Origin of the sequence: Paraburkholderia sp. RL17-373-BIF-A (assembly GCF_046030175.1) — a bacterium.
Classification (GTDB): Bacteria; Pseudomonadota; Gammaproteobacteria; order Burkholderiales; family Burkholderiaceae; genus Paraburkholderia.
This window is the reverse complement of sequence record NZ_JARESO010000034.1, coordinates 57,875-84,841: the sequence shown is the minus strand read 5'-3', so window position 1 is coordinate 84,841 and position 26,967 is coordinate 57,875. Positions and strand designations below refer to the sequence as shown.

Annotated in this window: 25 protein-coding genes; 19 read left to right on the top strand and 6 right to left on the bottom strand. The window is 64.5% G+C overall.

The annotated features are described in order from the left end of the window. Window positions 1-76: 76 nt before the first annotated feature. A complete protein-coding gene (locus tag P0D80_RS32495) occupies window positions 77-814 on the bottom strand; it encodes a glutathione S-transferase (protein ID WP_132374216.1) in 738 nt (245 codons plus the stop codon). Window positions 815-998: 184 nt separating this feature from the next. After that, window positions 999-2,093: a YeiH family protein gene (locus tag P0D80_RS32490; protein ID WP_408290047.1), complete on the bottom strand. Its 1,095-nt coding sequence runs from the start codon at window positions 2,091-2,093 to the stop codon at window positions 999-1,001. A 120-nt stretch (window positions 2,094-2,213) separates the two neighbouring features. Between P0D80_RS32490 and P0D80_RS32485 the strand changes: the two genes are divergently transcribed. The 8 genes from P0D80_RS32485 to P0D80_RS32450 all read left to right on the top strand — a co-directional run bounded on the left by P0D80_RS32485 (window position 2,214) and on the right by P0D80_RS32450 (window position 10,050). Then, on the top strand, window positions 2,214-3,104 hold the full coding sequence (locus P0D80_RS32485) for a LysR family transcriptional regulator (RefSeq protein WP_408180770.1): 891 nt from the start codon (window positions 2,214-2,216) through the stop codon (window positions 3,102-3,104). Between the two features lie 170 nt (window positions 3,105-3,274). Beyond that, on the top strand, window positions 3,275-4,048 hold the full coding sequence (locus P0D80_RS32480; RefSeq protein WP_408290044.1) for a sugar phosphate isomerase/epimerase family protein: 774 nt from the start codon (window positions 3,275-3,277) through the stop codon (window positions 4,046-4,048). 136 nt (window positions 4,049-4,184) lie between these two features. After that, a complete protein-coding gene (locus tag P0D80_RS32475; protein ID WP_408290042.1) occupies window positions 4,185-5,168 on the top strand; it encodes a sugar kinase in 984 nt (327 codons plus the stop codon). A 128-nt stretch (window positions 5,169-5,296) separates the two neighbouring features. After that, window positions 5,297-6,592 (top strand): MFS transporter, encoded by a 1,296-nt coding sequence (locus P0D80_RS32470; protein WP_408180767.1) that lies wholly within the window; start codon window positions 5,297-5,299, stop codon window positions 6,590-6,592. After that, on the top strand, window positions 6,592-7,557 hold the full coding sequence (locus tag P0D80_RS32465; RefSeq protein ID WP_408290039.1) for a 2-hydroxyacid dehydrogenase: 966 nt from the start codon (window positions 6,592-6,594) through the stop codon (window positions 7,555-7,557). Before P0D80_RS32470 ends, P0D80_RS32465 begins: the two co-directional genes overlap by 1 nt. Before the next feature lie 55 nt (window positions 7,558-7,612). Next, window positions 7,613-8,689: a LacI family DNA-binding transcriptional regulator gene (locus P0D80_RS32460; protein WP_408290037.1), complete on the top strand. Its 1,077-nt coding sequence runs from the start codon at window positions 7,613-7,615 to the stop codon at window positions 8,687-8,689. Window positions 8,690-8,760: 71 nt separating this feature from the next. Beyond that, window positions 8,761-9,579 carry a YhfC family intramembrane metalloprotease gene (locus P0D80_RS32455; RefSeq protein ID WP_408290035.1) on the top strand — a complete coding sequence of 273 codons (819 nt, stop codon included), beginning with the start codon at window positions 8,761-8,763 and terminating at the stop codon, window positions 9,577-9,579. Between the two features lie 102 nt (window positions 9,580-9,681). After that, entirely contained in the window at window positions 9,682-10,050 is a 369-nt protein-coding gene (locus tag P0D80_RS32450; RefSeq protein WP_408290033.1) for a DUF3022 domain-containing protein, read from the top strand. A gap of 18 nt (window positions 10,051-10,068) precedes the next feature. Here the strand turns inward: P0D80_RS32450 and P0D80_RS32445 are convergent, their stop codons facing one another. After that, window positions 10,069-10,506, bottom strand: coding sequence for a PGDYG domain-containing protein (locus tag P0D80_RS32445; protein ID WP_408180762.1), 438 nt, complete (start codon window positions 10,504-10,506; stop codon window positions 10,069-10,071). Between the two features lie 244 nt (window positions 10,507-10,750). Next, complete coding sequence (locus P0D80_RS32440; protein WP_132374227.1) at window positions 10,751-11,272, bottom strand: Spy/CpxP family protein refolding chaperone; 522 nt, start codon at window positions 11,270-11,272, stop codon at window positions 10,751-10,753. Window positions 11,273-11,470: 198 nt separating this feature from the next. Between P0D80_RS32440 and P0D80_RS32435 the strand changes: the two genes are divergently transcribed. The 3 genes from P0D80_RS32435 to P0D80_RS32425 all read left to right on the top strand — a co-directional run bounded on the left by P0D80_RS32435 (window position 11,471) and on the right by P0D80_RS32425 (window position 14,325). Further along, window positions 11,471-12,355: a LysR family transcriptional regulator gene (locus tag P0D80_RS32435; RefSeq protein WP_408290031.1), complete on the top strand. Its 885-nt coding sequence runs from the start codon at window positions 11,471-11,473 to the stop codon at window positions 12,353-12,355. 151 nt (window positions 12,356-12,506) lie between these two features. Then, window positions 12,507-12,965: an Lrp/AsnC family transcriptional regulator gene (locus P0D80_RS32430; protein ID WP_132374229.1), complete on the top strand. Its 459-nt coding sequence runs from the start codon at window positions 12,507-12,509 to the stop codon at window positions 12,963-12,965. Between the two features lie 262 nt (window positions 12,966-13,227). Then, on the top strand, window positions 13,228-14,325 hold the full coding sequence (locus P0D80_RS32425) for a saccharopine dehydrogenase family protein (RefSeq protein WP_132374230.1): 1,098 nt from the start codon (window positions 13,228-13,230) through the stop codon (window positions 14,323-14,325). Between the two features lie 131 nt (window positions 14,326-14,456). Here the strand turns inward: P0D80_RS32425 and P0D80_RS32420 are convergent, their stop codons facing one another. Further along, complete coding sequence (locus tag P0D80_RS32420; RefSeq protein WP_408290029.1) at window positions 14,457-15,074, bottom strand: P-loop nucleotide/nucleoside kinase family protein; 618 nt, start codon at window positions 15,072-15,074, stop codon at window positions 14,457-14,459. Continuing rightward, window positions 15,071-15,220: a cytochrome bd-I oxidase subunit CydX gene (gene cydX, locus P0D80_RS32415; RefSeq protein WP_408180758.1), complete on the bottom strand. Its 150-nt coding sequence runs from the start codon at window positions 15,218-15,220 to the stop codon at window positions 15,071-15,073. Before cydX ends, P0D80_RS32420 begins: the two co-directional genes overlap by 4 nt. Window positions 15,221-15,601: 381 nt before the next feature. Here cydX and P0D80_RS32410 point away from each other — a divergent pair, with 381 nt between their 5' ends. From P0D80_RS32410 to P0D80_RS32375, 8 genes are all read left to right on the top strand, one after another. Continuing rightward, window positions 15,602-16,069 (top strand): hypothetical protein, encoded by a 468-nt coding sequence (locus tag P0D80_RS32410; RefSeq protein ID WP_408290026.1) that lies wholly within the window; start codon window positions 15,602-15,604, stop codon window positions 16,067-16,069. A 179-nt stretch (window positions 16,070-16,248) separates the two neighbouring features. Beyond that, the gene (corA, locus tag P0D80_RS32405) at window positions 16,249-17,226 is read left to right on the top strand and encodes a magnesium/cobalt transporter CorA (protein ID WP_132374233.1); all 978 of its coding nucleotides are present in this window, start codon (window positions 16,249-16,251) and stop codon (window positions 17,224-17,226) included. A gap of 430 nt (window positions 17,227-17,656) precedes the next feature. Then, entirely contained in the window at window positions 17,657-18,619 is a 963-nt protein-coding gene (locus P0D80_RS32400) for a sugar ABC transporter substrate-binding protein (protein ID WP_408180756.1), read from the top strand. 303 nt (window positions 18,620-18,922) lie between these two features. Then, a complete protein-coding gene (locus P0D80_RS32395) occupies window positions 18,923-20,521 on the top strand; it encodes a sugar ABC transporter ATP-binding protein (protein WP_408290023.1) in 1,599 nt (532 codons plus the stop codon). Further along, window positions 20,518-21,573 (top strand): ABC transporter permease, encoded by a 1,056-nt coding sequence (locus tag P0D80_RS32390; RefSeq protein ID WP_132374236.1) that lies wholly within the window; start codon window positions 20,518-20,520, stop codon window positions 21,571-21,573. Before P0D80_RS32395 ends, P0D80_RS32390 begins: the two co-directional genes overlap by 4 nt. 168 nt (window positions 21,574-21,741) lie before the next feature. Then, on the top strand, window positions 21,742-22,782 hold the full coding sequence (locus P0D80_RS32385) for a LacI family DNA-binding transcriptional regulator (RefSeq protein WP_408180754.1): 1,041 nt from the start codon (window positions 21,742-21,744) through the stop codon (window positions 22,780-22,782). 595 nt (window positions 22,783-23,377) lie between these two features. After that, entirely contained in the window at window positions 23,378-25,153 is a 1,776-nt protein-coding gene (locus P0D80_RS32380) for a methyl-accepting chemotaxis protein (RefSeq protein ID WP_408180753.1), read from the top strand. Window positions 25,154-25,542: 389 nt separating this feature from the next. Beyond that, the gene (locus P0D80_RS32375; protein WP_132374239.1) at window positions 25,543-26,304 is read left to right on the top strand and encodes a hydratase; all 762 of its coding nucleotides are present in this window, start codon (window positions 25,543-25,545) and stop codon (window positions 26,302-26,304) included. Window positions 26,305-26,967: the final 663 nt, after the last annotated feature.

Here is a 26,967-nt window from a genome sequence, read left to right as displayed (position 1 = left end):
GCGCACGGCAACAGCATCGCGCCCGCTTTGGCGGGGGGGCGCGAGACGGTGAGTGAGCGAGGGAAGAAGGCGTGGCTCAAGTCGCCGCCTTGTCGAGTTCAGGGTAGTGCCGGAAGATGCAGGCCTCGTTGTGTTCGATGCGCCGCTCGGACTGCAGGTACGCGGCGATGTTGGGCCGCTCGATCACCGCGTCGTGCAAGGCGGCGAGCCGCGGGTAATGTTCGCCGAAACGCTTGAGCGCGCGCGGAAACGCGTACAGCAAGCCGTCGATCAGCTGGAACATCGACAGGTCGACGTAAGTGAGCGCGTCGCCCACCATGAACTGATCGCCGGCGGGATTCTGTTTGAGCACGCGCTCGAAGTACGACATGAATTTCGGAATACGGTTGTCGATGAAGTCGTGCGCGCGCACTTTGGCGGCGTCTTTCTGGTCTTCGTAGTAAAGCGCGCTGGCGAGCGGATGGTGCGTGTCGTGGGCTTCGGTGACCATGTCGGCGATGGTCAGCTGCAGGCCGTTGGCTACATAGCGCAGGCTCTCCACCGTGGGCGCAAGGTTCAGCCGCGGGCCGAGGTAGAACAGGATGTTGGCGGTCTGCGCGATCACCAGGTCGCCGTCCTTCAGAAACGGCGGCGCGAACGGCGGATACGGCTCGTCCTTGCTCTTCATCACCGACATCATCGCGTTCGTGCCGAGACCCTCCGACCGTTCGCCGCGCGCCACTTCCACGTAGTCGGCGCCCGCTTCCTCCAGGGCGAGCCGCACGAATTCGCCGCGGCCTTGCAGGCCATCCCAATAGTAAAGTTCCAGGCTCATCGACCGATCCTCATTCCGGTTGCATTGACACAGACGCAAAGACGGCGCGCAGAAGCGGGCCGCGCAAGCATGCTGCATGAGCTGACGACGCCAGCAACCAGTATGCCGCGCGAGCGCGACGGATGGGTCTCCAGAATGCGCAAAACCCCGCACGCGGCGGGGTGGGTGTGAAGGCGAGGGCGGCTTAGCCGAACAGGTGCTGGACGGTCCATGTAATACCCAGTCCGCCGGCAATCAGCCACACATACAGGATGAAGCCCGTGGTCAGTGCGCGAGGGCCGGCCTGACGGATTTGCGAAATGCGTGTTTCGATGCCGAGCGCGGTCATGGCCATGGTCAGCGCGAAGGTGTCCAGCATGTTGAGCGTGCTGGTCGCGCTTTCCGGCAGCACATGCAGCGAGTTGATCACGACGAAGGCGAGGAAGCTGAGCGCGAACCAGGGAATCGCCAGCTTGCGCGGCGCGTTGCCGTGGGCGCCGTCCATGCCGCCCGCAGCCGAATCGCGGCGCGCCGAGCGGTTCACCCACATGCCGACCACCAGCAGCACCGGCACCAGCAACATCACGCGGGTCATCTTGACGATGGTGGCGATATGCGTCGCTTCCGGGCTCACGTTGCTGGCCGCACCGACCACCTGCGCCACTTCATGGATCGTGCCGCCGAAAAAGAGGCCCGCGCCGACCGTGTCCAGATGCAGCCAGCCTGCCTTGAACAGAACCGGGTAAAGGAACATCGAGAGCGTGCCGAACAGCACCACGCTGCCCACGGCCATCGCGCTTTTGTGCGGCTTCGATTGCAGCGTCGACTCGAAGGCGAGCACGGCGGCGGCACCGCAGATCGCGCTGCCCGCGGCGGTTAGCAAGGCGGTGTCGCGGTCGAGCTTCATGATTTTCATGCCGGCCCACGTACCGATCACGAGGGTGCTGACCACGATCAGGACGGATTCCGCGAGGCCGGGCACGCCGACCTGAGCGATTTCCTGCAGGCTCACGCGCAGCCCGAAAAAGGCCACGGCGATGCGCAACAGCTTGCGCGCCGAAAAATTGACGCCGGCAGCCCAACTGGCGGGCATGCCGTCGCGCAGCGCGTTGCCATAAATGGCGCCGGCCACGATGCCGACGATCAGCGGGCTCAAGCCCAGTCCGGCAATGGCGGGAATCGCGGCGATGCGCGTGACGGCAGCGGCAAACAGCGCGACGAACAGAATGCCGTTGAGTTGCCCGCGGGTGGAAAACCCGGCAGGCGTCGTACTGGCGGCGGTGAGATGAGCGGTGGACATGGAACAGCCCTTTTCTGTGACTGACTAAGATTCGATGGGCTAATCCTAAATTAGATATATCGATATGAAAAATCATGATTTAGAATGTAAGGTATCGCCTGAGCTGATACTTTGACCGTCATGACCCCAGACCAACTTATAACGTTCGCTGCAGTCGCCGAGCATCGCAATATCAGCCGGGCGGCTGTGGCGCTGCATTTGTCGCAGCCCGCCGTGTCCGGCCAGTTGCGGCAGTTGCAGGACGAATTCGGCGAGCCGCTGTATCAGCGCGACGGCCGTGGCGTGCGCCTCACGCCTGCCGGCGAGCAACTCGCCAGCTACGCCACGCGGCTGCGCGACACCTGGCGGCAGGCGCATGCGTACCGCGACGCCTTGCGCGGCCTGGAGCAGGGCACCTTGCGGATCGGCGCGAGCACCACGCCCGCAAGCTATTTGCTGCCGTATCTGATCGCCGACTTCCATCGCCGCTATCCGGACGTGACGCTGCATACCGCTGACGGCAACACCACGGAGATCGTCGGTGCGCTGGATTCGGTGGACATCGCGATGATCGAGGGGCCGGTCGGCGTGGATCTGCCGCCAGACACGGCGGTGCATGCGTGGCGCGAAGACGAGATCGTCGCGATCATGCCGCGCTCGCATCCGTTGGCGCAGTTGGGCGACGGCGGCCCCGCAGACCTGGCGGCCTTCGGCGAGCATCCACTGGTGTTGCGCGAGGCAGGCTCGGGCGTGCGGCAGATCGTCGAGCGGGCGTTTGCGCGGGCGGGTGTGCCGATGCGCGTGGCGCTGGAGATTGCCGGCGTCGAAGGCGTGAAGGAAGCGGTGCGGGCGGGTATGGGCATCGGCTTCGTGTCGGCGATGTCGATGCGGCACGAGGACCGCGCGCTGTGCCTGCTGTCGCTCAGCCCGGAGCCGCTCACGCGGCGGCTGTCGATCCTGGTGCCCCATGCGAGCGCGCCATCGCGGGTCGTGGAGCAGTTTCTCGCACTGTGTCTAGCCGAGGGACCTTGAGGCTCGAGGTCCGAGCGCCGTGCCAACCGCGCCTGGGGATTTCCACTATGGTGCATGTCGGCGGGCTCGGCGAGTATTCGGGCATCGCAAGCGCCTCGGCGTTTTTTTTCGAAGTGTGTTTGGAACCGGTTCCAAATGCTGATCAAGAAACAGATTTGAGTAAATTCGACATGGCTGACGCAGTGGACGTGGTGATCGTCGCAAGCGCATTCGGGATGGACGCGGTCCGCACGGACGGTCATCTGAAGTGGGCGCGAGCGAGCAAGCAGGCCGGCGCGGCGGGTTTCGAAGTGCGCCGCGAACTGTTCGCCGACGAAACCGACGCCGCTCCGCACAACCTGCGCGCGCTCGGCAAGCAGATCGCGGAACTGGGCTTGTGGTCCGTCTACTCCACGCCGGCTGCGCTGTACACGGCGCAGGGCAAGCTCGATGCGGACGCGTTGCGCCTCTCGATCGAAGAGGCGCTTGCGCTCGGCGCGCGCTTCGTCAAGTTGCAGCTCGGCGGTTTCGCCGCCGACGCCAATGCCACTGTGATCGCCGATCACATGCGCTGCGCGCAATTGCGGCTCGTCGTCGAAAACGGGCAATTGGCCGAGGGCGGTTCGCTCGCGCAGTTCACGGGCCTGTTCGACGCGCTGGCGCGCGAAGGTCACGCCGACGTGCTCGGCATGACCTTCGACATCGGCAACTGGGCCTGGCGCGAGGTAGCGCCGCTCGAGGCCGCCGCGCCGCTGGCGGCGCATGTGGAATACATCCATTGCAAGACGACGATGGGCGAGGGCGCACGACGCTTTCCCGCCGCCCCGGCCGCCGACGATACGCAGTTCGCCGCGGTGCTCGATAAGCTGCCGCGTCATGTGCCGCGCGGCATCGAGTTTCCGTTCGATACGAGCCGTGTCGACACGGACGCGGCGCATTACGTCGCATGGCTGGCCGTCGCGTGAGCGGCAGCAGGACCTGAGAGAAGGCAGCGACACCGGAGACAGCACGCGGCAAGCAGCACGCGGCGAACGGTAAGCGGCAAGCATCCACGCAAAACTCGCAAGACACGCAGCAAGAGAGATCACGCAGGAGCGAAGCATGAGCAAGACAAGCGCAGCACTCGATGTCATCACCTACGGCGAAGCGATGGCCATGTTCGTGGCCGCCGAAACCGGCCCGCTCGCGGGGGTCGGGCAGTTCACGAAGCGCGTCGCCGGCGCCGATCTGAACGTGGCGATCGGTCTGTCGCGCCTCGGCTTCAAAGTGGGTTGGATGAGCCGCGTCGGCAACGATTCGTTCGGCCAGTACGTACGCGACACGTTGACGAACGAGGGCATCGACCAGGGCTGCGTGACGACCGACGAGCGCTATCCGACCGGCTTCCAGTTGAAGTCGAAGAACGACGACGGCAGCGACCCGGCGATCGAGTATTTCCGTAAGGGTTCGGCAGCGAGCCATCTGTCGCTGGCCGACTACTCGGCGGACTATGTGCTGCCGGCGCGTCATCTGCATCTGACCGGCGTGGCGCCCGCGATTTCGGCGACCTCGCGCGAACTCGCGTTCCATCTGGCGCGCGAAATGCGTGCCGCCGGTAAGACGATTTCCTTCGACCCGAACCTGCGTCCGACGCTGTGGCCGTCGCGCGCCGCGATGGTCGAAGGCCTGAACGCGCTCGCCGCGCTGGCCGACTGGGTGCTGCCCGGCATCGGCGAAGGCGAGATTCTGACCGGCTACACGCAGCCGGAGGACATCGCGAAGTTCTATCTGGATCAAGGCGCGCGCGGCGTGATCATCAAGCTCGGCGCGCAGGGCGCGTACTTCCGCACCGCTGACGATGCCGCCGTGATCGCCGGCCAGCCGGTTGCGAAAGTCGTGGACACGGTCGGCGCGGGCGATGGTTTCGCGGTCGGCGTGGTGAGCGCGTTGCTGGAAGGCAAGTCGCTGCCGCAAGCCGTGGCGCGCGGCAACCGCATCGGCGCGCTGGCGATTCAGGTGATCGGCGATTCGGAAGGACTGCCGAGCCGTGCCGAACTCGACGCGCTGGAAGCGGCCGGTGCGCCGTCCATCGCGGCCGCGGCCTGAAGATCCGCGAGCGAGGTCCGCAACCGGCCGCGTTCCGTCAAGCTGCCTCGATAACAGCAAGAGCGCTCGAACAGAGCGCCCCATGACCGTTCATCATTGTTTCGGGAAGCCGTCCAAGGAGACACCCCATGACCTCATCGCTTGCGATTCGCCGTTGGTGGACGATCATGCCGATCGTATTCATCACCTACAGCCTCGCTTATCTGGACCGCGCGAACTTCGGTTTCGCGTCGGCCGCCGGCATCAACCAGGACCTCGGCATCAGCAAGGGACTGTCGTCGCTGATCGGCGCGCTGTTCTTCCTCGGATACTTTTTCTTCCAGATTCCCGGCGCGATCTACGCGGAACGCCGCAGCGTCAAGAAGCTCGTGTTCTGGAGTCTGATTCTGTGGGGCGGTTGCGCGTCGCTCACCGGCATGGTCAGCAATATCCCGTCGCTGATGGTGATCCGCTTCGTGCTCGGCGTGGTTGAAGCCGCGGTGATGCCGGCCATGCTGATTTTCATCAGCAACTGGTTTACCAAGAGCGAGCGTTCGCGCGCCAACACCTTCCTGATTCTCGGCAATCCGGTGACGGTGCTGTGGATGTCGGTGGTGTCGGGCTATCTGGTGCACTCGTTCGGCTGGCGGCATATGTTCATCGCCGAAGGCGCGCCCGCGATTCTCTGGGCCGTGTGCTGGTGGTTCATCGTGCAGGACAAGCCGCAGCAGGTGTCGTGGCTCACGCAGCAGCAAAAGGACGACCTCGCCGAAACGCTGCGCGCCGAGCAGGCCGCGATCAAACCCGTGCGCAACTATAGCGACGCGTTCAAAACGCCCGCGGTGATCAAGCTGTGCGCGCAGTATTTCTGCTGGAGCATCGGCGTGTATGGTTTCGTGCTGTGGCTGCCGTCGATTCTGAAGAACGGTTCGACGCTCGGCATGGTCGAAACCGGCTGGCTCTCGGCGCTGCCTTACCTCGCCGCGACCATCGCGATGCTTGCAGCTTCGTGGGCATCGGATAAACTCAATCGCCGTAAAGTATTCGTGTGGCCGTTCCTGCTGGTCGGCGCGGTGGCGTTCGCGGCTTCGTACGCGCTCGGCTCCACGCATTTCTGGCTCTCGTACGCATTGCTGGTGATCGCCGGCGCCGCGATGTACGCGCCGTATGGCCCGTTCTTCGCGATCGTGCCGGAGCTGCTGCCGAAGAACGTCGCGGGCGGCGCGATGGCGCTGATCAACAGCATGGGCGCGCTCGGTTCGTTCGTCGGCTCGTATGTGGTCGGCTATCTGAACGGTGCGACCGGTTCGCCCGCGGCGTCGTATGCTTTCATGAGCGTGGCGCTGATCGCCGCCGTAATTCTGACGCTGATCGTCAAACCGCAGCCGCAAGCGCAGAACAATGCGCCCGCCGCTCGTCACCCCGTTGCCAGGAAAATAAGCTGATGAAGAAGATCGTCGCCTGGAAGTCGCTGCCCGAAGATGTGCTCGCGTATCTGCAACAGCATGCGCAAGTCGTGCAGGTCGATGCCACGCAGCACGACACGTTCGTGGCCGCGTTGAAAGATGCGGACGGCGGCATCGGTTCAAGCGTGAAAATCACGCCGGCGATGCTCGAAGGCGCGACGCGGCTCAAAGCGCTCTCGACCATCTCCGTTGGCTTCGACCAGTTCGACGTGGCGGACCTCACGCGCCGCGGCATCGTGCTCGCGCACACGCCGGACGTGTTGACCGAGTCCACCGCGGACACGGTGTTCTCGCTGATCCTCGCGTCGGCACGGCGCGTGGTCGAACTCGCCGAGTGGGTGAAGGCGGGGCATTGGCAGCACAGCATCGGCCCGGCTCAGTTCGGCGTCGACGTGCAGGGCAAGACGCTCGGTATCGTCGGGCTCGGGCGGATCGGCGGCGCGGTGGCGCGGCGCGCGGCGCTCGGCTTCAACATGAAGGTGCTGTACACCAATCGCAGCGCGAACCCGCAGGCCGAAGAGATGTATGGCGCGCGGCGCGTCGAGTTGGCGGAACTGCTCGCCGTGTCTGACTTCGTTTGCCTGCAAGTGCCTTTGACGCCGGAGACAAAGCACATGATCGGCGCGGCTGAGTTGAAGTCGATGAAGAAGAGCGCGATCCTGATCAACGCCTCGCGCGGCGCGACCGTCGACGAAAAGGCGCTGATTGAAGCGCTGCGGAACGGCACGATCCACGGCGCCGGTCTCGACGTGTTCGAGACCGAACCGCTGCCGGCCGACTCGCCGCTGCTGAAACTCGCGAATGTGGTCGCGTTGCCGCATATCGGTTCGGCGACGCTTGAAACCCGTCACGCGATGGCGCGCAATGCGGCGGAGAACCTGGTCGCCGCGCTCGACGGCACGCTGACCAGCAATATCGTCAACCGCGACGTTCTCGCCAAGTGAGGCGCTCAGTGAGCCGATTGATGAGCCGATTGATGAGCCAATCCACGAGCAGCCGATGAGCACGACGCCGCAGGCCACGCCGCGCCGCGCGACCATCACCGACGTCGCGCGCGAAGCCGGCACGGGCAAGACCAGCATCTCGCGCTATCTGAACGGCGAGATGAGCGTGCTGTCGCCTGAACTGCGCGAGCGTATCGAGGCCGCGATTGCGCGCCTCGACTATCAGCCCAACCAGATGGCGCGCGGCCTCAAGCGTGGCCGCAACCGCCTGATCGGCATGCTGCTCGCCGACCTGACGAATCCCTACACGGTCGAAGTGCTGCAAGGCGTGGAAGCGGCATGCCACGCGCTCGGCCTGATGCCGCTGATCTGCCATGCGGCGAACGAAGTCGAGATGGAGCGGCGCTACCTGCAACTGCTCACCACGTACCGCGTGGAAGGCGTGATCGTCAACGCGCTCGGCGTGCGCGAGGAGACGCTGCGACCGGTGGGCGGCGGCGGGATTCCGGCGGTGCTGGTGGACCGTTCGGTGGATGGGCTCGTCGCGGATATGGTCGGTCTCGACAACCGGGCGGCGGCCGAACTCGGTACGCGGCATCTGCTGGACAATGGTTTCGACGATATCTGGTTCGTCGTTCAGCCTTTTGAGCAGGTGAGCTCGCGGCAATTGCGCGAAGCGGCTTTTCGTGAGGCGATGAGCGAGCAGGGTGGGAACGGCGCCGCACGCGGTCACACGCTAGTGCTGAATCTCGCGGATGCCGTCGACGTCGAGCGCAGCCTCGCCGAACTGGACCGCGCGATCGACGCGTCCGCCCACACGCGCGACGCCGGCGCCACGGGCAACGCCGCGCGCGTCGCCTTGTTCGCGGCCAACGCGCCCGTCGCGCTGTGTCTCGCCTTGCATCTGAAAGCGCGCTACGGCGCCGACTGGCAAGCCCGCGTCGCGCTGCTTTCCATCGACGACCCCGAATGGGCCGAATTGACCGGCGTCACCACGATCCGCCAGCCGACTTACGAGATCGGCTACCGCGCGGTCGAGTTCCTGCACGAACGCATCGAAGGCGTTCAGACCACCGCGCGCGACTGCCTTTTGCCGGGCGAATTGATCGTTCGCGCCTCCACTTTGCGCTGAATTCTCGCCGATCTGCGATCATTCGGGCTGCGGCGCGCAGCGGGTGCGCGCCGGACATCGCAAGGAAACTCATGGTTGTTGCACCGCTTACCCTCTCGAGCCTCGCCGTCGCGACGCTGCTCGTCGCCGCATTACCCTTTCTGATCTACCGCCGTCTGCGCCGTCCGCTCGCGCTCAAGCCGCGTGACGCCATCACCGGCATCGCCGTATTCGCGCTGTTCGCCATGGTGATCGAGCGCGCGCTGAACGACTACGTGCTGCATCGGAACGAAGCGACCGCGAGCTTCCTGTCGAATCCGCTCGCCTTCGTGGTGTACGGCGCGCTGGCCGCGGGTATTTGCGAGGAAGTGGGGCGGTTCATCGGCATGCGGCTGTTGCTCAAGCGCGCGGCGGCGAAGTCGGGCTCGACATCGCTCGCGGCGGGAACGAACGATGGCACCGCGCTGACCTACGGCCTCGGCCACGGTGGCGCCGAAGCGTGGCTCGTCGGCGTGCTGGTGCAGATTCAATGGATCCTGTTCGCGGTCTTCGAAAACCGCGGCGAACTGGACGGCTATCTCAGCAATCTGCCAACCGATGCGGTGATGCGCATCCACCTGATTCTCGCCAGCATGACGCCGCAGACCGCCGGCATTTTCGCGCTCGAACGCGTGGCCGCGCTGGTGTTCCAGATCGGCTTGTCGGTGTTGATGTGGCGTGGCTTGCGAGCCGGCTGGCGCGGCATCCTGCCGCTCGCGATTGCGCTGCATGCGCTGGTGGATGTGCCCGCCGCGTTGTTCCAGGCGCAACTCGTGCCGCTCGCCGCGGTGGACGCCGTGTATGCCGTGGGAGCGGTGATCGTGACGGGGTTGCTGTTCCGGGCGTTCAGGCGTCCCGCGGTGCCCGCATGACGGCCGCACTTGACGGCGCCGCATGATGCGCGCGTCACTTTGAACTGTCGACCGTTCTCTACAATCGGCCTCTTTTCGAGGCCACCCTTTCGGCACACTTCAATGGAAGAAGCTTATCAATACGACTGCGCCAACCCCGAGTTCGAGGAGCTGGCGCGCGTCATCAGCGATCTGTTTCCCGAGCAGACGCAGTTCATCCAGCGCGCCGCGGAAGACGGCACGCCAACGCTGGCGATTCACTGGGTGGCGATGCGTTTCGGCGCGACCGCGCGCCGTATCGTGATGACCGTGGTGATCGCGCCGACCGCGTTGGCGCGTTATCGCGCGCTGCCGGCGCGGCTGCGCGGCCGCAGTTTCGCGGTGTTGCGCGCGTATGTCGGAGCGAGCATCGGTTCGCTCGAGGAGCAGTATGCGAACGGCGAAGCGGTGCCGCGCGATGTCACCGTGGATCTCGGCGACGAGTTCGCTTAATGCACTGGCGGATACGGCTCAATCGGCGAGCCGGTAGACCTTCGCGAAGCGGGCGGCTTGCACCACGCCGTAGTCGCCCGGCGCGTATTGCATGACCCAGTCGCCGGCGGCGCCGCGCAGCACGTCGCCGCCGTTTGCCGAGCGCGCGAGCGTGAACGCTTCATGCATCTGTTTGGCCAGCACGACGGCGGGGCGGTTGCGGTACGCGCCGGCTTCGCCGTGCGAGACGGCTGCGTCGGCGGGAACGTATTTGGCGTCGAAGCGTTCGCGCGAAACGACCCAGCGGTCGCCCGTCGAGCCCGTGATCAGCGCGTCGCCGCGGACATAGCGGTTCGGGCCTTCGAGGCTCATCAGTTCGCCTTCGGCGGCGGCGAATTCGACGCTGACCGTTTCATCTTTGACGACACGGCGGGCGTTGGCGTCTTGACTCAGGTCGAGATTTTTCAGTTCGGTCATGAAGCGGGCAGGTGTGGAGAGTTTTACGGCGGCGCCGGACTTCGAGTGTTCGGACCGCGTACGACTCGCATCATGCCAGATGCATCTGGCGACCGGCTTCTTTTGCGATGGACGGCGGCGCGGATCGTCTGTCGGCGACACGATCGACGCGCTCGGCGAACGCGGCCATATGCCGCCGCCCATGGCAAAAAAAACCGGCGCGCCGCGCGGCAAATCCGCGCTGCGCGCCGGCGGTTTCTTACGCTTACGGCTTTACCGTGGCGTCGCTTGCCGGGGCCGGCGCGGACTTGCCGCCTTTGCCCTTGCCTTTGCCATGATGACCGTGGCCTTCCACGCCGCCCGGCTGATGGAACGTCACGTCAGCCAGCTTCTTCTGTTCCGGCGAGAAGCTGTTGTACAGCGGATCGAACGCATCGACGAGCTTCTTCATGCCGTCCGCATGCGCTTGCGCGATCGTCGCGTATTGCTTCATGTCGTCTAGCGCCGACACGTTAGTGGCGGCCCGGCGTTGCTGGAACAACTGGCCCATCGTTTGACCGTTGCTGCGCATCACGTCGGCGAACGTGTTCCACTGCGATTCCTGCGCCGAGGTGATCTTCAGTTGCGAATGCAGGTAGGCGATGCGGTCTTCGACGTTGCGCTCGTGGCCGGCCTTGCCGGCGGGTGCGGAAGCGGCGCTCACCGGTGCCGACGCCGGCGCGGGTGTTTGTGCGAACGCGCCGCTCATGGCGACTGCGGTGGCCAGCATTACCAGTGCTTTTTTCATCGAAACTCCTGATGTCTATTCGAATTGGGACAAGGCTCGCGTGCGAGCGGCCCGTCATGCAGTGGTCATGCGCGGGTCATGATTATGCACGGCGGCCGGCTGCCCACTTTGCCGTCGCCGCTATTAGTATCACGATATCCCTACAATGCGGCTCTTATGCGACAAACGCTTACAACCGAAACGAACAGGAAATAGCGGGTGGATAAATTCGTCAGCATGGAGATCTTCGTCGCCGTGGTCGAGGCGGGCAGCCTGACGGCCGCGGCCGAGCGCTTCGACATATCGTCGGCGATGGTGGGCAAGCATATCCGTTCGCTCGAAACGCGGCTCGGCACGCGGCTGTTGACGCGTACCACACGTCGGCAAAGTCTGACGGAGATCGGCCGGCAGTATTACGAGCAATGCCGGCGCATCCTGGCCGACGTCAAGGATGCGGAGTCGCTCGCCGAGGCGATGGCCGCCGCGCCGCGCGGCGTGCTCAAGGTGACGGTGCCGCTCACCTATGGCGTCGAAGTCTTCGCCCCGGCGATGACCGAGTTCCTCACCGCTTGGCCCGACATCACGCTCGAACTCGATCTGTCGAACCGTATGATCGACCTGGTGGAAGAGGGCTTCGACGCGTCGGTGCGCATCGGCCAGTTGCCTGATTCGAGTTTCGTCGCGCGGCCGTTGAAGGCGTACCGGATGCGCGCGTGTGCGTCGCCGGCGTATCTGGCGCGCGCCGGTACGCCGCGCACGCCGGAAGATCTCGTGCAGCATGAATGCCTGGGCTTTCTGCATTGGGGCCGCGAAGGTTTGTGGCGCCTCGGTGGCGAGAGCGCGACCGAGTGTCAGTTGCGCGCCGGCCGCTTTCGCGCGAACAACGGCCAGGCGCTCAAGGTGGCCGCGTTGCACGGCTTCGGGCTGGTGTTGCAGCCGGAGGCGCTGCTTGCCAGGGAGATTGCCAGCGGCGAGTTGGTGTCGGTACTGGAAGATTATTTGCCCGAAGGCGCGCCGGTCCATCTGTTGTATCCGCGCGATCGGCGCGCCACGCCCAAGCTCACCAGCTTCATCGATTTCGTGATCGAGCGGTTCGGTGCATAAAAGCGGCGGCCCATGCGATGCTCCGTGACGCGCGCAACGCCCGCCATTTCGCTCATGATGATGTTCAAGGCGGTTGGGTTGGGTGACTTCTCCATTTGCCGCGGAAGACGCGCGATAATCCGCCTCATCTGAGCCACTTCCTTTTCTCTCGATGAGACCTCCGCGCCTCGACCAACTCGACGACCTCGACCGCAACCTCGTTGCGCTGCTGCAAACCAACGCTCGCGAGAGCGTTGCCAATCTCGCTCGTCAGCTCGGCGTGGCGCGCACCACGGTGATCGCGCGCATCGCACGGCTCGAACGCAGCAATGTGATCGCCGGATACAGCGTGCGGCTCGGCCAGGACGTGCTCGACTCGAGCATCGTGGCTTACGTCGGCATCATCATCGCGCCGAAGCATGGGCCGGCTGTGCAGAAGCGCCTCGGCAAGATGCCCGAGGTGCAGTTGCTGTGCGCGGTGAGCGGCGAGTTCGATTACGTCGCGTGGCTGCGTGCCGATTCGCCCGATCGCCTGAACGATCTGCTCGACCAGATCGGCGGCCTTGAAGGCGTGGAGAGGACCACGACTTCGATCATCCTCGCGCGCAAGATCGATCGCGGCATGGTGTGAGCGCCACTCCGCGTTTACGCCGTTTTGATAACTTTCAGACATATCGACTAAAAAGTTCGTCATAACGTCGAAGTTCATGGTCATAGCGCAGCATTTTGCGCGTATGAACTGTTTTTGCTTCTCCCTAAACTGTTGCTCAAGGGTTCAGCCCGCCGGGCGCCGCGCCACGAGCGCAGCGCACTTCCCAAGCTGGAGACAGCACACAAAATGGGACCGGAGTAAGCGCTAAAGCGCTGACATCGGTCGATAAAGGAGAAGCGCAATGAAAATAGCCATCGTTGGTGCAGGTTTGATCGGTCACACCATCGCTCACATGTTGCGCGAAACCGGCGACTACGACGTCGTCGCGTTCGACCGCGACCAGCACGCGCTCGACAAACTTGCCGCCCAGGGTATTCCGACCCGCCGTGTGGATTCCGCCGATGCCGCCGCGCTGCGCGCCGCCGTGCAAGGTTTCGACGCGCTGGTCAATGCGCTGCCGTACTACCTCGCGGTGAACGTGGCGTCGGCGGCCAAGGGCGCGGGCGTGCATTACTTCGATTTGACGGAAGACGTGCGCGCCACCCATGCGATCCGCGCGATCGCCGACGACGCCGATCACGCCTTCATGCCGCAGTGCGGTCTTGCGCCGGGCTTCATCGGCATCGCCGCGCATGAACTGGCGAACCGCTTCACGGAAATCCGCGACGTCAAGATGCGCGTGGGCGCGCTGCCGGAATTCCCGACCAACGCGTTGAAATACAACCTGACGTGGAGCGTCGACGGTCTGATCAACGAGTACTGCCAGCCGTGCGAAGCGATCCGCGACAGCCGCACGCAGTGGGTGCAGCCGCTCGAAGGCCTCGAACATTTCTCGCTCGACGGCACCGAATACGAAGCCTTCAACACCTCCGGCGGCCTCGGCACGCTGTGCGAAACGCTGTCGGGCCGGGTCGAGTCGCTCGACTACAAGTCGGTGCGCTATCCGGGCCACCGCAACCTGATGCAGTTCCTGCTCGAAGACCTGCGTCTTGCCAGCGACCGCGACACGCTCAAGAACATCATGCGCCGTTCGGTGCCGTCCACCGCGCAAGACGTGGTGCTGGTGTTCATCACGGTGAGCGGCATGCGCGACGGTCAACTGGTGCAGGAAGTGTTCACCCGCAAGATCTTCGCGAAGACGGTGTGCGGCGTGCCGATGAGCGCGATCCAGATCACCACGGCCGGCGCGATGTGCGCGGTGCTCGATCTGTTCCGTGAACAGAAGCTGCCGCAGAAGGGCTTCGTGCGCCAGGAGCAGGTGTCGCTGCGCGACTTCCTCGCGAACCGCTTCGGCCAGCTGTACGAAGGACAGTCGCTGGAGACGATGGCTACTGTCTGAAGGACCGGCATCGAGGGCCGTGCGACAAGGCGGCAGCAGGCATGAAACGTCTGCCGCGAGCAGCAAAGACGGCTTCGCAGAGAGCCGAGGAAACGCCCCGACATTCGGGGCGTTTTTTATTGACGCCGCTGCTACACAGGTACCGGCGGCATGATCGTCGCCGCCTGCGGCTCGCCCACGATGCGCGCGAGCAGGGTTTCATGATCCGCCGAAGTAGGCGCGGTATTGTCGAACATCAGCAGATCGCCGCAGATATCGCCACTGGGCACGAAACGGCGCTGCCGATACTCGTCCCAGTGCGCGAGTTTGTATGCGTCGTTCGGATTGGCGCGCGCGAGGATCCGCTGCCGCGCCGTCTCTTCCGACGTATAGACCCACACGACCCGTAGTACCACGTCCGCAGCGACCCCCAGCCACGCGCGATCGAACAAACGCCGCTCGCGCACTTCGCGCGAGAGCGGCCCGACCACCATCGCGCTGACGCCGAGTTCGAGATTGTCGCGGGCGGTATCGAGCAGGCCGCGATACTCGGGATCGCGCAGATGCTGCAGAAACAGCGGGCTGTCGCGGTCGTTCGGGTCGCCGGTCAGCATGGCCATCGCGGCCGCGCTGTAGCCGCCGTAGAGCGTGTCTTTATCGAGCAGGCAGAAGGGCGTGGCGCTCGCTTTCATCAACGGGCCGAGCAGCTTTCTCGCGAGCGTGGTCTTACCCGTGCCCGCGTGGCCGCAGAAGAAAACCAGATGGGTCACGAAGGCGTGTCCTCGGGCGTGGCGGGTGCGGCGCCGGCGCGCTCCGGGTCACGCGCGAACTTGCCGCCGGCTTCCAGCCACATCACGTTGATGATGCCGAAGCCCAACGCTACGCCGATGCCGAGAATCCAGGTGAAATACCACATTGCAGACTCCTTGGTCGTATGTCCAGCAAGGCCGGCCCCGAAGCGTGGCGCATAGCTCGTACAGTGAAGCCGGCATGTCCGCAGGCAAAGTGGCATGCGCTGGAACCGAGGGTAAATCCGCAACGGGAACACAACGCGCAGCAGCCCACGGAACGGCCCTTTGCAGCGATCATGAAGAAGAACGCGGCGCCATGCAAGAGGCCGCGGGGTCGTCCGATCGGCCAGGCTGGCAGAACGACCGCGCATTGCTATCATGCATGGCAAAGGTTGAGCGGGTGCAATGAACGGCAGCGATCAGGACGGCCAGGCATCGTCCCGCATACCGATCAGCAAGAAGAAGCACACGAGCAAGACCACAACCAACAACACGGGAGACCCAGCATGCCGACGCGTCCGGACCGTCACCGTCAAGCCACGTGGGTCGTATTGGCGAAGCTGGGCGCGCGTGCCGCGCCGAGCCTCGGCGTGCTCGCCGGCTGCGCCTCGACACCCGCCGAGCCGGTTCCATTCAAGCCGGTGCCGGCCGCGCGCATCGTCCAGCCAGGCTACACAGAGGCGGGGACGGGGCTCGTCGCCGTGGATGTCCGCCGTGAGCGTTCGCGCGACGTGATCGTCCGCTTTCGCGATGCCTTGGTGTATATCGACGGCGAACGGGTCACCGACCTGATGAACGGCGAGCACGTGGTCTTCTATCTGAGTCCGGGCGTGCATCGCATCGCCGTGTCGACGCAGTTCGATCCGGTCGTCGAAATGCGCTTCACGGTGACGGCCGATACGCGCTACACGAACCGCGCCTCGGTCACGTTCGGCGACGATCACCGTATCGCGCTGCGGCGGGTCGCGCAATAGCGTGCTCTGTCTCGCGGGCGTTGCGCACGGCGTCCGCGCGGCTTAACAATTCGATACATGAGCGGCGCGCATAGCCCTTAACATGGCGGCTAACGCCAATCCGTTCCTGCAGATGCGCCGCCAGGCTTACGTTTCGTAAGCGTCGGGCCGCTCTGTTCCGTTTTCAAGGTAATCCAAACATGCTGATCAATTGCGCCGCCTATCAGGACGGCCGGAAGCTGGCAGACATCGACATCGATAGCATCAGCGACTACGTGGCGCGGCCCGAGTGTTTTGTCTGGGTGGCGCTAAAGGACCCGGGCCCGGGCGAGCTGGCCGTGATGAAACACGAGTTCGGCCTGCATGAACTCGCGATCGAAGATGCGCAGAACGGCCATCAGCGTCCCAAGATCGAGGAGTACGGCGAGTCGCTGTTCGCCGTGATGCACACGGTGGAAATGGACGAAGAGGGCGAACTGCTGATCGGCGAAGTCGACGTGTTCGTGGGAAGCAACTATGTGCTGTCGGTGCGGCGCGGCACGCGCATCGGCTTTCAGAACGTGCGCGCCCGCTGCGAGCGCGAGCCGCAACTGCTCAAGGAAGGCGCGGCGTTCGTGCTGTATGCGCTCGCCGACGATATCGTCGATCGTTACTTCCCGATCATCGAGGCGTTGAACACCGAGATCGAAGCGCTCGAAGACCGCATTTTCGACCGCAACAATTCGGCGGCGTCGCGCGCGATCATCCAGGATCTGTATTCGTTGAAACGGCGCCTCGTGATTCTGCAGCACCATATCGCGCCATTGCAGGAAGCAATCAGCAAACTGACGGGCGGCCGGATTCCGAGCGTCTGCGGGGGCATGCAGGCGTACTTCCGCGATGTCTACGACCACCTCGAGCGGATCGTCAGGATCATCGACGGGCGGCGCGAAATGGTCGTCACCGCCGTGCAGGTCAACCTCGGCATGATTTCGCTGGCCGAGAGCGAGGTGACCAAACGGCTCGGCTCGTTCGCGGCGCTGTTCGCGGTGCCGACCATGATCGCCGGCATCTACGGGATGAACTTCCAGACCATCCCGGAGCTGCACTACAAGTACGGCTATCCGATCTGTCTCGCGGTCATGCTGACCGTCGACCTGGTGCTGTACTGGCGCTTCCGCAAGGTCGGCTGGCTTTGATGAGCGGGCAGGGCGGCGTCCGTCGGCGCCGCCATCCATCCGCTCAAACTGTCCGGACTGAGCAACAGCGCGCCCGCAGCAAACCCACCCGCTGACCGTCCGGCGTTCTCCACGCTTGCACCGCGCGCAATAAAAGTCCAGCATAGGCGGCCCGCCGGCCGTTGATCTTGCAGCCGGCGGCAAATCTGCTACGCACGGACCAAGCGAGGAACCCTTTGCCATACGCCGCCTGCCGGCCCGCTACAACAGCGCGCCGCTCCGATTCGACCGGGCGCACAGCACGCCAGCGCATCGCCGCGCGCCGATGCACTGCAACACCGCGCATCGTTGACAATCGGAATGGACTGCGCTGAGAATGGGCCTCGCAAACGTTTGCGCACTAATTAAAAATAAGGCTCCGTTGCGAGCCTGACAGACCCTGGAGATATGCATGAGCCAACGCATTCGTCGCCGCATCCTGGTGGCCGCCGTCCTCGCCACCGCTACCGCCGCCTTGCCGTTTTCGTCCGCGTACGCGCAGAGCGCGCCCGCTCATAAGCCGAAGGTCGCGCTGGTGATGAAGTCGCTCGCCAACGAGTTTTTCCTGACCATGGAGACCGGCGCGAAGGACTATCAGAAGCACAACCCGTCGCAGTTCGACCTGATCACCAACGGCATCAAGGACGAGACTGATACCGCGAACCAGATCCGCATCGTCGAACAGATGATCGTCTCCAAGGTCGACGCGATCGTGCTCGCGCCGGCCGATTCGAAAGCGCTGGTGCCGGTCGTCAAGAAGGCGGTGGACGCGGGCATCATCGTCGTGAACATCGACAACCGGCTCGACCCGGACGTGCTCAAGTCGAAGGACCTGAATGTGCCGTTCGTCGGACCGGATAACCGCAAGGGCGCGCAGAAGGTCGGCGACTACCTGGCGAAGAAGCTCAAGGCGGGCGACGAGGTCGGCATCATCGAAGGCGTGTCGACCACCACCAACGCGCAGCAGCGCACCGCCGGCTTCAAGGACGCGATGCAGAAGGTGGGCGCCAAGGTCGTCTCGGTGCAATCGGGTGAATGGGAGATCGACAAGGGCAACGCGGTGGCGTCGGCCATGCTCAACGAATACCCGAATCTGAAGGCGCTCCTCGCCGGCAACGACAACATGGCGATCGGCGCGGTCTCCGCCGTGCGCGCGGCAGGCAAGCAGGGCAAGGTGTTGGTGGTCGGCTACGACAACATCAACGCGATCAAGCCGATGCTCAAGGACGGCCGCGTGCTCGCCACGGCGGATCAGTACGCCGCCAAGCAGGCCGTGTTCGGCATCGACACCGCGCTGAAGGCGCTCAGCGAACACAAGAAGCAGGCGGATCTGTCCGGCGTGGTGGAAACGCCGTGCGATCTGGTCACGAAGTAAGCATCGCCCGGTCAGCCCGGGGTAAGTCGGGTACGCGGGTTTGCGCCGGCGTCGTTTCGTGCTCAATGCATGACATACGCTCGCAAACCCGCGTGTATTCAATAAACGCTCAAGAAACCTGCCGCGCCGCCGTTAATTCCAGAGGTAAGCGTCATGACGGTGCCGCGCGACGGGAGGGTGCGTGGCTTTTAGCGCCTGCGCATTCCGCGCATTGGGCCGGCATGACACGGGGCGCACGGGCCGCAACTTCAAGCGAGCGAATCGCATGAGGCCACGGCCCGGCGCCACGGAACCAGGATTGCGATGGACTCAACCGATCACGACGCCGTGCCTGCCGTCCTGTCTGTCAGCGGCATCGGCAAGACCTACGCCGAACCGGTGCTCGCCGACATTTCGCTGTCGCTGCGCGCCGGCGAGGTATTGGCGCTGACGGGCGAGAATGGCGCAGGCAAGAGTACGCTGTCCAAAATCATCGGCGGGCTGGTCGACCCGACCACCGGCACGATGCAGCTCGGCGGCGCGCCTTATGCGCCGGCGAGCCGCACCGAAGCCGAGGCGCTCGGCGTGCGCATGGTGATGCAGGAGCTGAATCTGCTGCCGACCTTGTCGGTGGCCGAAAATCTGTTCCTGAACCGCTTGCCGCGGATGGGCGCGTTCAGCTTTGGCTGGATCGACCGGCGCAAGCTGCGCGAGGATGCGCGTCACGCCATGGCGCAGGTTGGCCTCGACGCGATCGATCCGGACACGCTGGTCGGCGAGCTCGGCATCGGCCATCAGCAGATGGTGGAAATCGCCCGCAATCTGATCGACGACTGCCGCGTGCTGATCCTCGACGAGCCGACCGCGATGCTGACCGCGCGCGAAGTCGATCTGCTGTTCGAACAGATCGACCGGCTGAAGGCGCGCGGCGTGGCGCTCGTCTACATCTCGCACCGGCTCGAGGAACTCGCGCGGGTGGCCGAGCAGATCGCGGTCCTGCGCGACGGGCGGCTAGTGCATGTCGACGCGATGGCCAACCTGACCAGCGACGAAATCGTCACATGGATGGTCGGCCGTGAACTCGGCGAGCGGATCGATCTGGGCGTGCGCAACATCGGCGCGCCGCTGTTGAAGGTGGACCGGCTCACGCGCGGCAAGGTGGTGCGCGAGGTGTCGTTCGAAGTGCGCGCGGGCGAGATTTTCGGCATCAGCGGCCTGATCGGCGCGGGCCGTACGGAGCTGATGCGGCTGATTTACGGCGCCGATCCGAAGGACGGCGGCGCCGTCTTGCTGGCGCAAACGCCGGGCGCGCCGCCCACGCCGGTGCAGATCGCGTCGCCCTCGGACGCGGTGCGCGCGGGCATCGCGCTGATCACCGAGGACCGTAAAGGCGAAGGGCTTCTGCTGCCGCAGCCGATCGCGGCCAATGTGTCGCTTGGCAATATCGGCAGCGTGGCGCGGCACGGCATCGTCGATGGGAAGCGGGAGAATGCGCTCGCGCAGACGCAGATCGCAGCGATGCGGATTCGCACGTCCGGGCCGGGGCAGATTGTCGGCGAGCTGTCGGGCGGTAACCAGCAGAAGGTCGTGATCGGCCGCTGGCTGGCGCGCGACTGCCGCGTACTGTTATTCGACGAACCTACGCGCGGCATCGACGTCGGCGCGAAGTTCGACATTTATGGCCTGATGGGTGCTCTGGCCCGTGAAGGGCGCGCGCTCGTCGTGGTGTCGAGCGACCTGCGTGAGCTCATGCTGATCTGCGACCGGATCGGCGTGATGTCAGCGGGCAGCATGACGGGTGTGTTCGAGCGCGATAACTGGTCGCAGGATGCGTTGCTGGCCGCGGCTTTCGCCGGTTACCGCAGCCGCGAAGCGTTGCTGCACGCCGCCCCCGACACCAGCGAAGCAGGGAGTCTGTCATGAACGATCAACCGTTGCGGGAAGCATCGGGCGACAAGCCGGGAACGGGCAGCGGCACCGGCACAGTCGCGCCGCCGGCCGATCCGTCGGCGCCGCTCGCGAGCGGCAAACCGGCCGGCACGCGGCTGGGCTTTTCGAATTATCTCGGGCTCGCCGGCGCGTTGCTGGCGATGATCGTGCTGTTCTCGCTGCTGAGTTCGCACTTTTTGACGTACGACACGTTCAGCACGATCGCCAATCAGATTCCCGATCTGGTGGTGATGTCGGTCGGGATGACCTTCGTGCTGATCATCGCCGGGATCGATCTGTCGGTGGGATCGGTGCTGGCGCTGGGCGCGTCGGTGGTGAGCGTGGCCGCACTGAAGTGGGGCTGGGGGCCGTTGCCGTCGGCGCTGCTCGGCGTCGCCGCGGCGGCGCTGACCGGCACCATCACCGGCGCGGTGACGGTGGGCTGGCGGATTCCGTCGTTCATCGTCTCGCTCGGCGTGCTCGAAGCGGCGCGCGGCATGGCGTATCAGATGACGAATTCGCGCACCGCCTATATCGGCGACGCGTTCGACTTCCTGTCGAACCCGATCGCGGTCGGCATCTCGCCGGCGTTCCTGATCGCGGTGGCGGTGATGGTGATCGCGCAGCTGGTGCTCACGCGCACGGTGTTCGGCCGCTATCTGGTCGGCATTGGCACCAACGAGGAAGCGGTGCGGCTCGCGGGCGTCAATCCGCGTCCGTACAAGGTCATCGTGTTCGCGCTGATGGGCGCGCTCTCGGGGCTGGCCGCGCTGTTCCAGATATCGCGTCTGGAAGCGGCCGATCCGAACGCGGGTGTCGGCCTGGAACTGCAGGTGATCGCGGCCGTGGTGATAGGCGGCACCAGCCTGATGGGCGGGCGCGGCTCGGTGATCAGTACCTTTTTCGGCGTATTGATCATTTCAGTGCTGGCGGCCGGCCTCGCGCAGATTGGCGCGAACGAGCCGACCAAGCGCATGATCACCGGCGCGGTGATCGTGGTGGCGGTGGTGCTGGATACGTATCGCAGCCGCCGCAAGCGCGCCTGAGCGGTGGCCGGCACCGCAAGCCGGCAGAGTAACGCAACCAGGGCGGTTGCGGCGTCATGAGCGGTAAAGCGTAAGAATTCATGGGTTTGGTCTGTCTTCGATGAAGACGTCCGGTGGGTCGCCAGATGGCGCGGCCGGCGGGTAAAACTGGCGGGAGAGCAACAGGTTATGGCGACGATCAAGGATGTAGCGGCTGTGGCAGGCGTGTCGTTCACGACGGTATCGCACGTGGTGAACAACTCGCGGCCGGTGTCGGCGGACGTGCGCGCGAAGGTCGAACACGCGATCCGTCAGCTCCACTATGTTCCGTCGGCGGTGGCCCGCTCACTGAAGGCACGGGCGACCGCGACGATCGGGCTGGTCGTGCCCAACACCACGAACCCGTATTTCGCGGAACTGGCGCGCGGCATCGAGGACGGTTGCTCGCGTAACGGCTACTGCGTGTTTTTCTGCAATTCCGACGACGATCCGGCCAAGCAGCGTAACTATCTGCGCGTGCTGCAGGAAAAGCGGATCGACGGCCTGATCGTCGCTTCCGCTGGCGACGACGCCGTGCTCGCGCAAACGCTCGCTGACTCGCACGAGCCGCTGGTCATTCTGGATCGCAATATCGAAGGGCTGAACGCGGATCTGGTGCAGATCGATCACGAGAAGGGCGCATATCTCGCGACCCGGCATCTGCTCGAACTGGGGCACGTGCGGATCGGCTGCATCACCGGGCCGGTTCAGACGGCGGTCAGCGCGATGCGCGTGCACGGCTTTATCCGCGCGATGACGGAGCGCGGCATCGAGATTCCGCCCGATGCGATCGTGGAAAGCGATTTTTCGGGCACCGGCGGCCACCGTGCGGCCGCGCAACTGTTCGACACGGTCAAACCGTCGGCGATTTTTGCCGGCAACGACATGATGGGCATCGGCGCATTGCGCGCCGCCGCGGAACGCAATATCAGCGTGCCGCGCGACTGCTCGATCATCGGTTTCGACGATATCGAGCTGGGGCGTTTCACCTATCCGGCCCTCTCGACCGTCGGGCAATCAGTGCGCGCGCTCGGCGATATGGCTGCGCAGACGCTGATCGAACGGATTGCCGGCACGTCGTCGGGCACGCCGCGCGCGCCGGGGCGCCGGCGCGTGGTGTCGCCGCGGCTGATCGTGCGCGAGTCCACCGCGACATGGGCCGGCGCGGCCAAGCGCGATCTGGCGGCGTGATTGGATTCGATGCGCTGATACATACGCGCATTTGTGGCTAGCGGCGCGGCCGCGCGCGTCATTGGGCGATTTGCTTGGCGTAACACGTAGCCTTCGATTCTCGCCCGCAGCGGCGTTGAACATTTCTTCAGATCTGGCAGGCGTTGTCGAGCGGGGCGCTGAAATCGCGCGCATGTCCTAACGCTCAATAGCGTTGTGGTGCAACGCTTGCTCTCGTCGCAGCAAGAACGCAGACGATCAAATTCAGCCGTGCGGCGCGCTCGCTGTCGTCGGGTATCCAACACCTGTGGCGCGACGCCGTCAGCACATTCCCAGCGGTCGCAATGTCGTGCGGTCTCTCACTTCCATCTCCAGGCACCGGCACGCCCGTTCCGCATCACCGGCCCGCAAATCCGCCGCCTGTCAGCATCTTGTAATTTATTCCGGTTGCTTACAGCGCCTTTCCTCATACCATATAAATCCTTCAAGTACGCGGTCAGCAGGCCGTAAACAGGACTATTAGAGCGACGTATCGAAAAAGCGCCATTACGCAGACGCCACACGCCAAACCGCGCTGCGTACGCAGCCTCTCATTTTGTAAAGCACAGGAACAAGCATGTTGAACAAAGGCATTACGATCAAGGCGCGGATAGGCCTCACGATGGCTTTTCTCGCCGCGCTGCTCGTCGCCATCGGCGTCTTCGGTTTGTTCGGCATGGGCCGTTCGAACGACGCCTATAAGGACACCTTCACCAACGCCATGCCGAGCGCGGTCAATATCGGCAACGCCGAGCTGTTCGCGGCGCGTGAGCGGCTGGCGCTCGACCGTGCGGCGTTCATGATCGGCACGCCGGAAGCGACACCGACGCTCGAGCGCGCGCGCGGCATGCGCGCCACCTCCGACACGTGGTGGAAACAGTACATGGACCTGCCGCGCGACCCGGATGAAGACCGCCTCGCGCAGGACGTCGTCGCCAAACGCGACGCGCTGCATCAGCAGATGGACACCTTTGCGGCGATCGTCGTCGCGAACGAACCGCCCAAGCTGGTCGAGGGCGCCAAGCGTCTGCAAGTGGCCTACAACGACCTCGCCAATGCCGACGACGCGCTGCGCAAATACCAGTTCACCTCGGCGAAAGAGGGCTACGACGCCGCGCAAGGCAGCTTCGATGTGTTCCGCATGGTCAGCGTGGGCGCCTTGCTGATCGGCGTGCTGGCTGCGGCGATTTCGTACCTGACGCTTAGCCGCGCCATCGCCCGGCCGCTCGATGCCGCCCTCGAACATTTCGACGCGATCTCGGCCGGCGATTTACGCCGCCCGGTCGTCGTGACATCGCGCGACGAAATGGGGCAGTTGCTCGAAGGCATCGCCAAAATGCAGCACAGTCTCACCGAAACGGTGCGTACCGTGCGCAGCGGCAGCGAATCGATTGCGACGGCTACGCGCCAGATCGCGGCCGGCAATATCGACCTGTCCTCGCGTACCGAAGAGCAGGCTTCCGCGCTGCAGGAAACCGCGTCGAGCATGGAAGAGCTGACCGGCACGGTCAAGCAGAACGCCGACAATGCCCGCCAGGCGAGCTCGCTGGCGGCCAATGCGTCGGAGATCGCCAATAAGGGCAGCGCGGTGGTCGGCCAGGTGGTCGGCACGATGGGCGACATCAATCAAAGCTCGGCCAGGATCGCCGACATTATTTCGATCATCGAAGGGATTGCGTTCCAGACCAACATCCTCGCCTTGAATGCGGCCGTGGAAGCGGCGCGAGCCGGCGAAGAAGGACGCGGTTTCGCGGTCGTGGCCGGTGAAGTGCGCAGCCTCGCGCAGCGCTCGTCGGCGGCGGCGAAGGAAATCAAGGAACTGATCGACACCTCGGTGGAGCGCGTGCAGTCGGGCTCGGCGCTGGTCGACGAAGCCGGCCGCACCATGACCGAGATCATCGGCGCGGTGCAGCGCGTGACCGACATCATGGGCGAAATCGCCGCGGCGTCGGAAGAGCAGAGCAGCGGTATCGATCAGGTTGCGCGCGCTGTTACGCAGATGGACGAAGTCACGCAGCAAAACGCCGCACTGGTCGAAGAAGCGGCGGCGGCAGCGTCGTCGCTCGAAGACCAGGCCGGCAAACTGCGTACCGCGGTAGCCGTGTTCCAACTCGAAGAAGGCGGTTACAAGGCGCCCGTGAGCGCGCCGCCGAAGCGCGCGGCTACGCCGCCGCGTACGGTGGTCGCACGCAAGGTCGCGCACGCTCGTGCTGCGCAACCCGCCGCGCAAGCCGCAGCCGCGACGAAGGCGCCGGCCGCGACGGCACAGCCCGTTGCCGCAGCGGCACGCGCGCCTGCTAAAGCGATAGCGACCGCTAGCGCCGGCAGCGATCAGGATTGGGAAACGTTCTGAGCGGAAGTCAGTTGCAACATTCATTCCCGGCGCCGCAGCCAATCCCATTAGATGGGTAGGCGCCGCGAGAAGATGACGGCCTCGCTTCAAAAAGACCTCGATTGCGCACGCATTCGCGGTCTTTTTTTATGGTGTGCGCATTAAGTAACGTTTGCGACCGCAGTCGGTCCCCTGGCAAGCGTCGTGATCCGGTACATTGACGGACGCGCCGAAGCAACTCCCCTTGGGGGACGCTATCCGCCATGGTGCGGCAATCGCCGACGCGGCCCGTTAGCCCACGAGCGTGGTTCCGCCGCCTTCGATCGCAGCAACGCATGCCCCAAAGCACGGCCACCACCCACCAGCACGCCACAACCAACCGCTCAATGCGCCAGCCACAAAGGACCGACATGACGCCATACGACCTCGCGAACCGCCTCGTCGAAGCACGCCGGCAGCATCGCCCGATCGATGCGCCCGCACCCGACAGCCTGCCGCCCGATGCGGCGACCGCGTATGCGATCCAGCAGGCGGTCATCGCAGGTCTCGGCGACTCGACGGGCGCCTGGAAGATCGGTGCCAAAGCGCCCGGCGGCGCCGCCGCGGGCGCGCCGATCCCGGCCTCGCTGGTGCTGCGCTCGCCGGCGCGCGTCGCGCATGACGGTTTCTTCCGCGTGCTGGTCGAGCTGGAAATCGCCTTTCGCTTCGCCGAGGCGATCGAACCGCGCGGCCGGGCCTATGCGCGCGACGAAGTGCTCTCGAAGGTCGGCGTCGTATTGCCGGCCATCGAGATCGTCGATAGCCGCTTCGCCGAGTGGCCGAATGTCGCGCCGCTCGCGCAACTGGCCGATGCGCAGAACAACGGCGCGTTGATCACGGGCCATCCGGTCGCTTATGCGGGTCTCGCGCGCGGCTTCGATTTCGTTTCACCCGAACTGGAACTGAGCTTCGACGGCGCCTCGCTGCTGCCGGAAGCCACCGGCAATCCGGCCGGCGACCCGCGCGAACTGCTGGTCTGGTTCGTCAACCATTGCGCCGCCATGGGTATCACCATCGAACCCGAGTGGACTATCACCACCGGTTCGTACGTCGGCGCACACAGGCTGGATAAAGCGGGCATCGTGCGCGGACACATCGACGGCCTTGGGGAAGTGGAGATTGAACTGACCTGAGAGGCCGCGCGCTTGTAACAGCGTATTACGAAGCTTCATTCAAACGGCTGCCTGCGGGTGGCCGTTTTACATTGCTCGCATCTGTACCGGCGGCTTTGCCGTATACACCTATTGAGCGATGCATGGCGTTGTCGTCATTCAGTTATACATGCGGCTAACCATGCTCACGACGCGGTTAATGCCTGCGTGTCGCTCACGACGATGCATGACACGCTTGCTAATGACGGAACAAAAACGTTCGTGGCTTGACGAACCGCATGAAGCTGCACGGACTTTGCTTATGTGTGAAACCGCGCGTGCATCGCGCACGAACATGTAACAGGCATGTGTCGCTGTAGACCGAACGCTTGGGTCGCGCGTTGAGGAAAAAGGTGACGGACACAGAAAGCAGGCAGACGTCAGCGCTTTTCAGCAACAAAGTGTGCGTGTGCAGACATGCCGTCCGGTACAGCAGTGGGATCGTTCGATGAACGTAACGGCTTTACGCAAGAGAGTATTGCAGGACAGGAAGAGAGGAACACTGAGCAGCACTGCAGTAGAGTGCTGATGAGGCGTCAGGGCAGCAGTGCAAAAGGCAGGGACGTATGACTGCAATCGCTGCGATATGAGTGCAAGATTGTAGGTGGTCGAAACTTTGTTTCCAAGTGAGGAATGTCGGGAGGC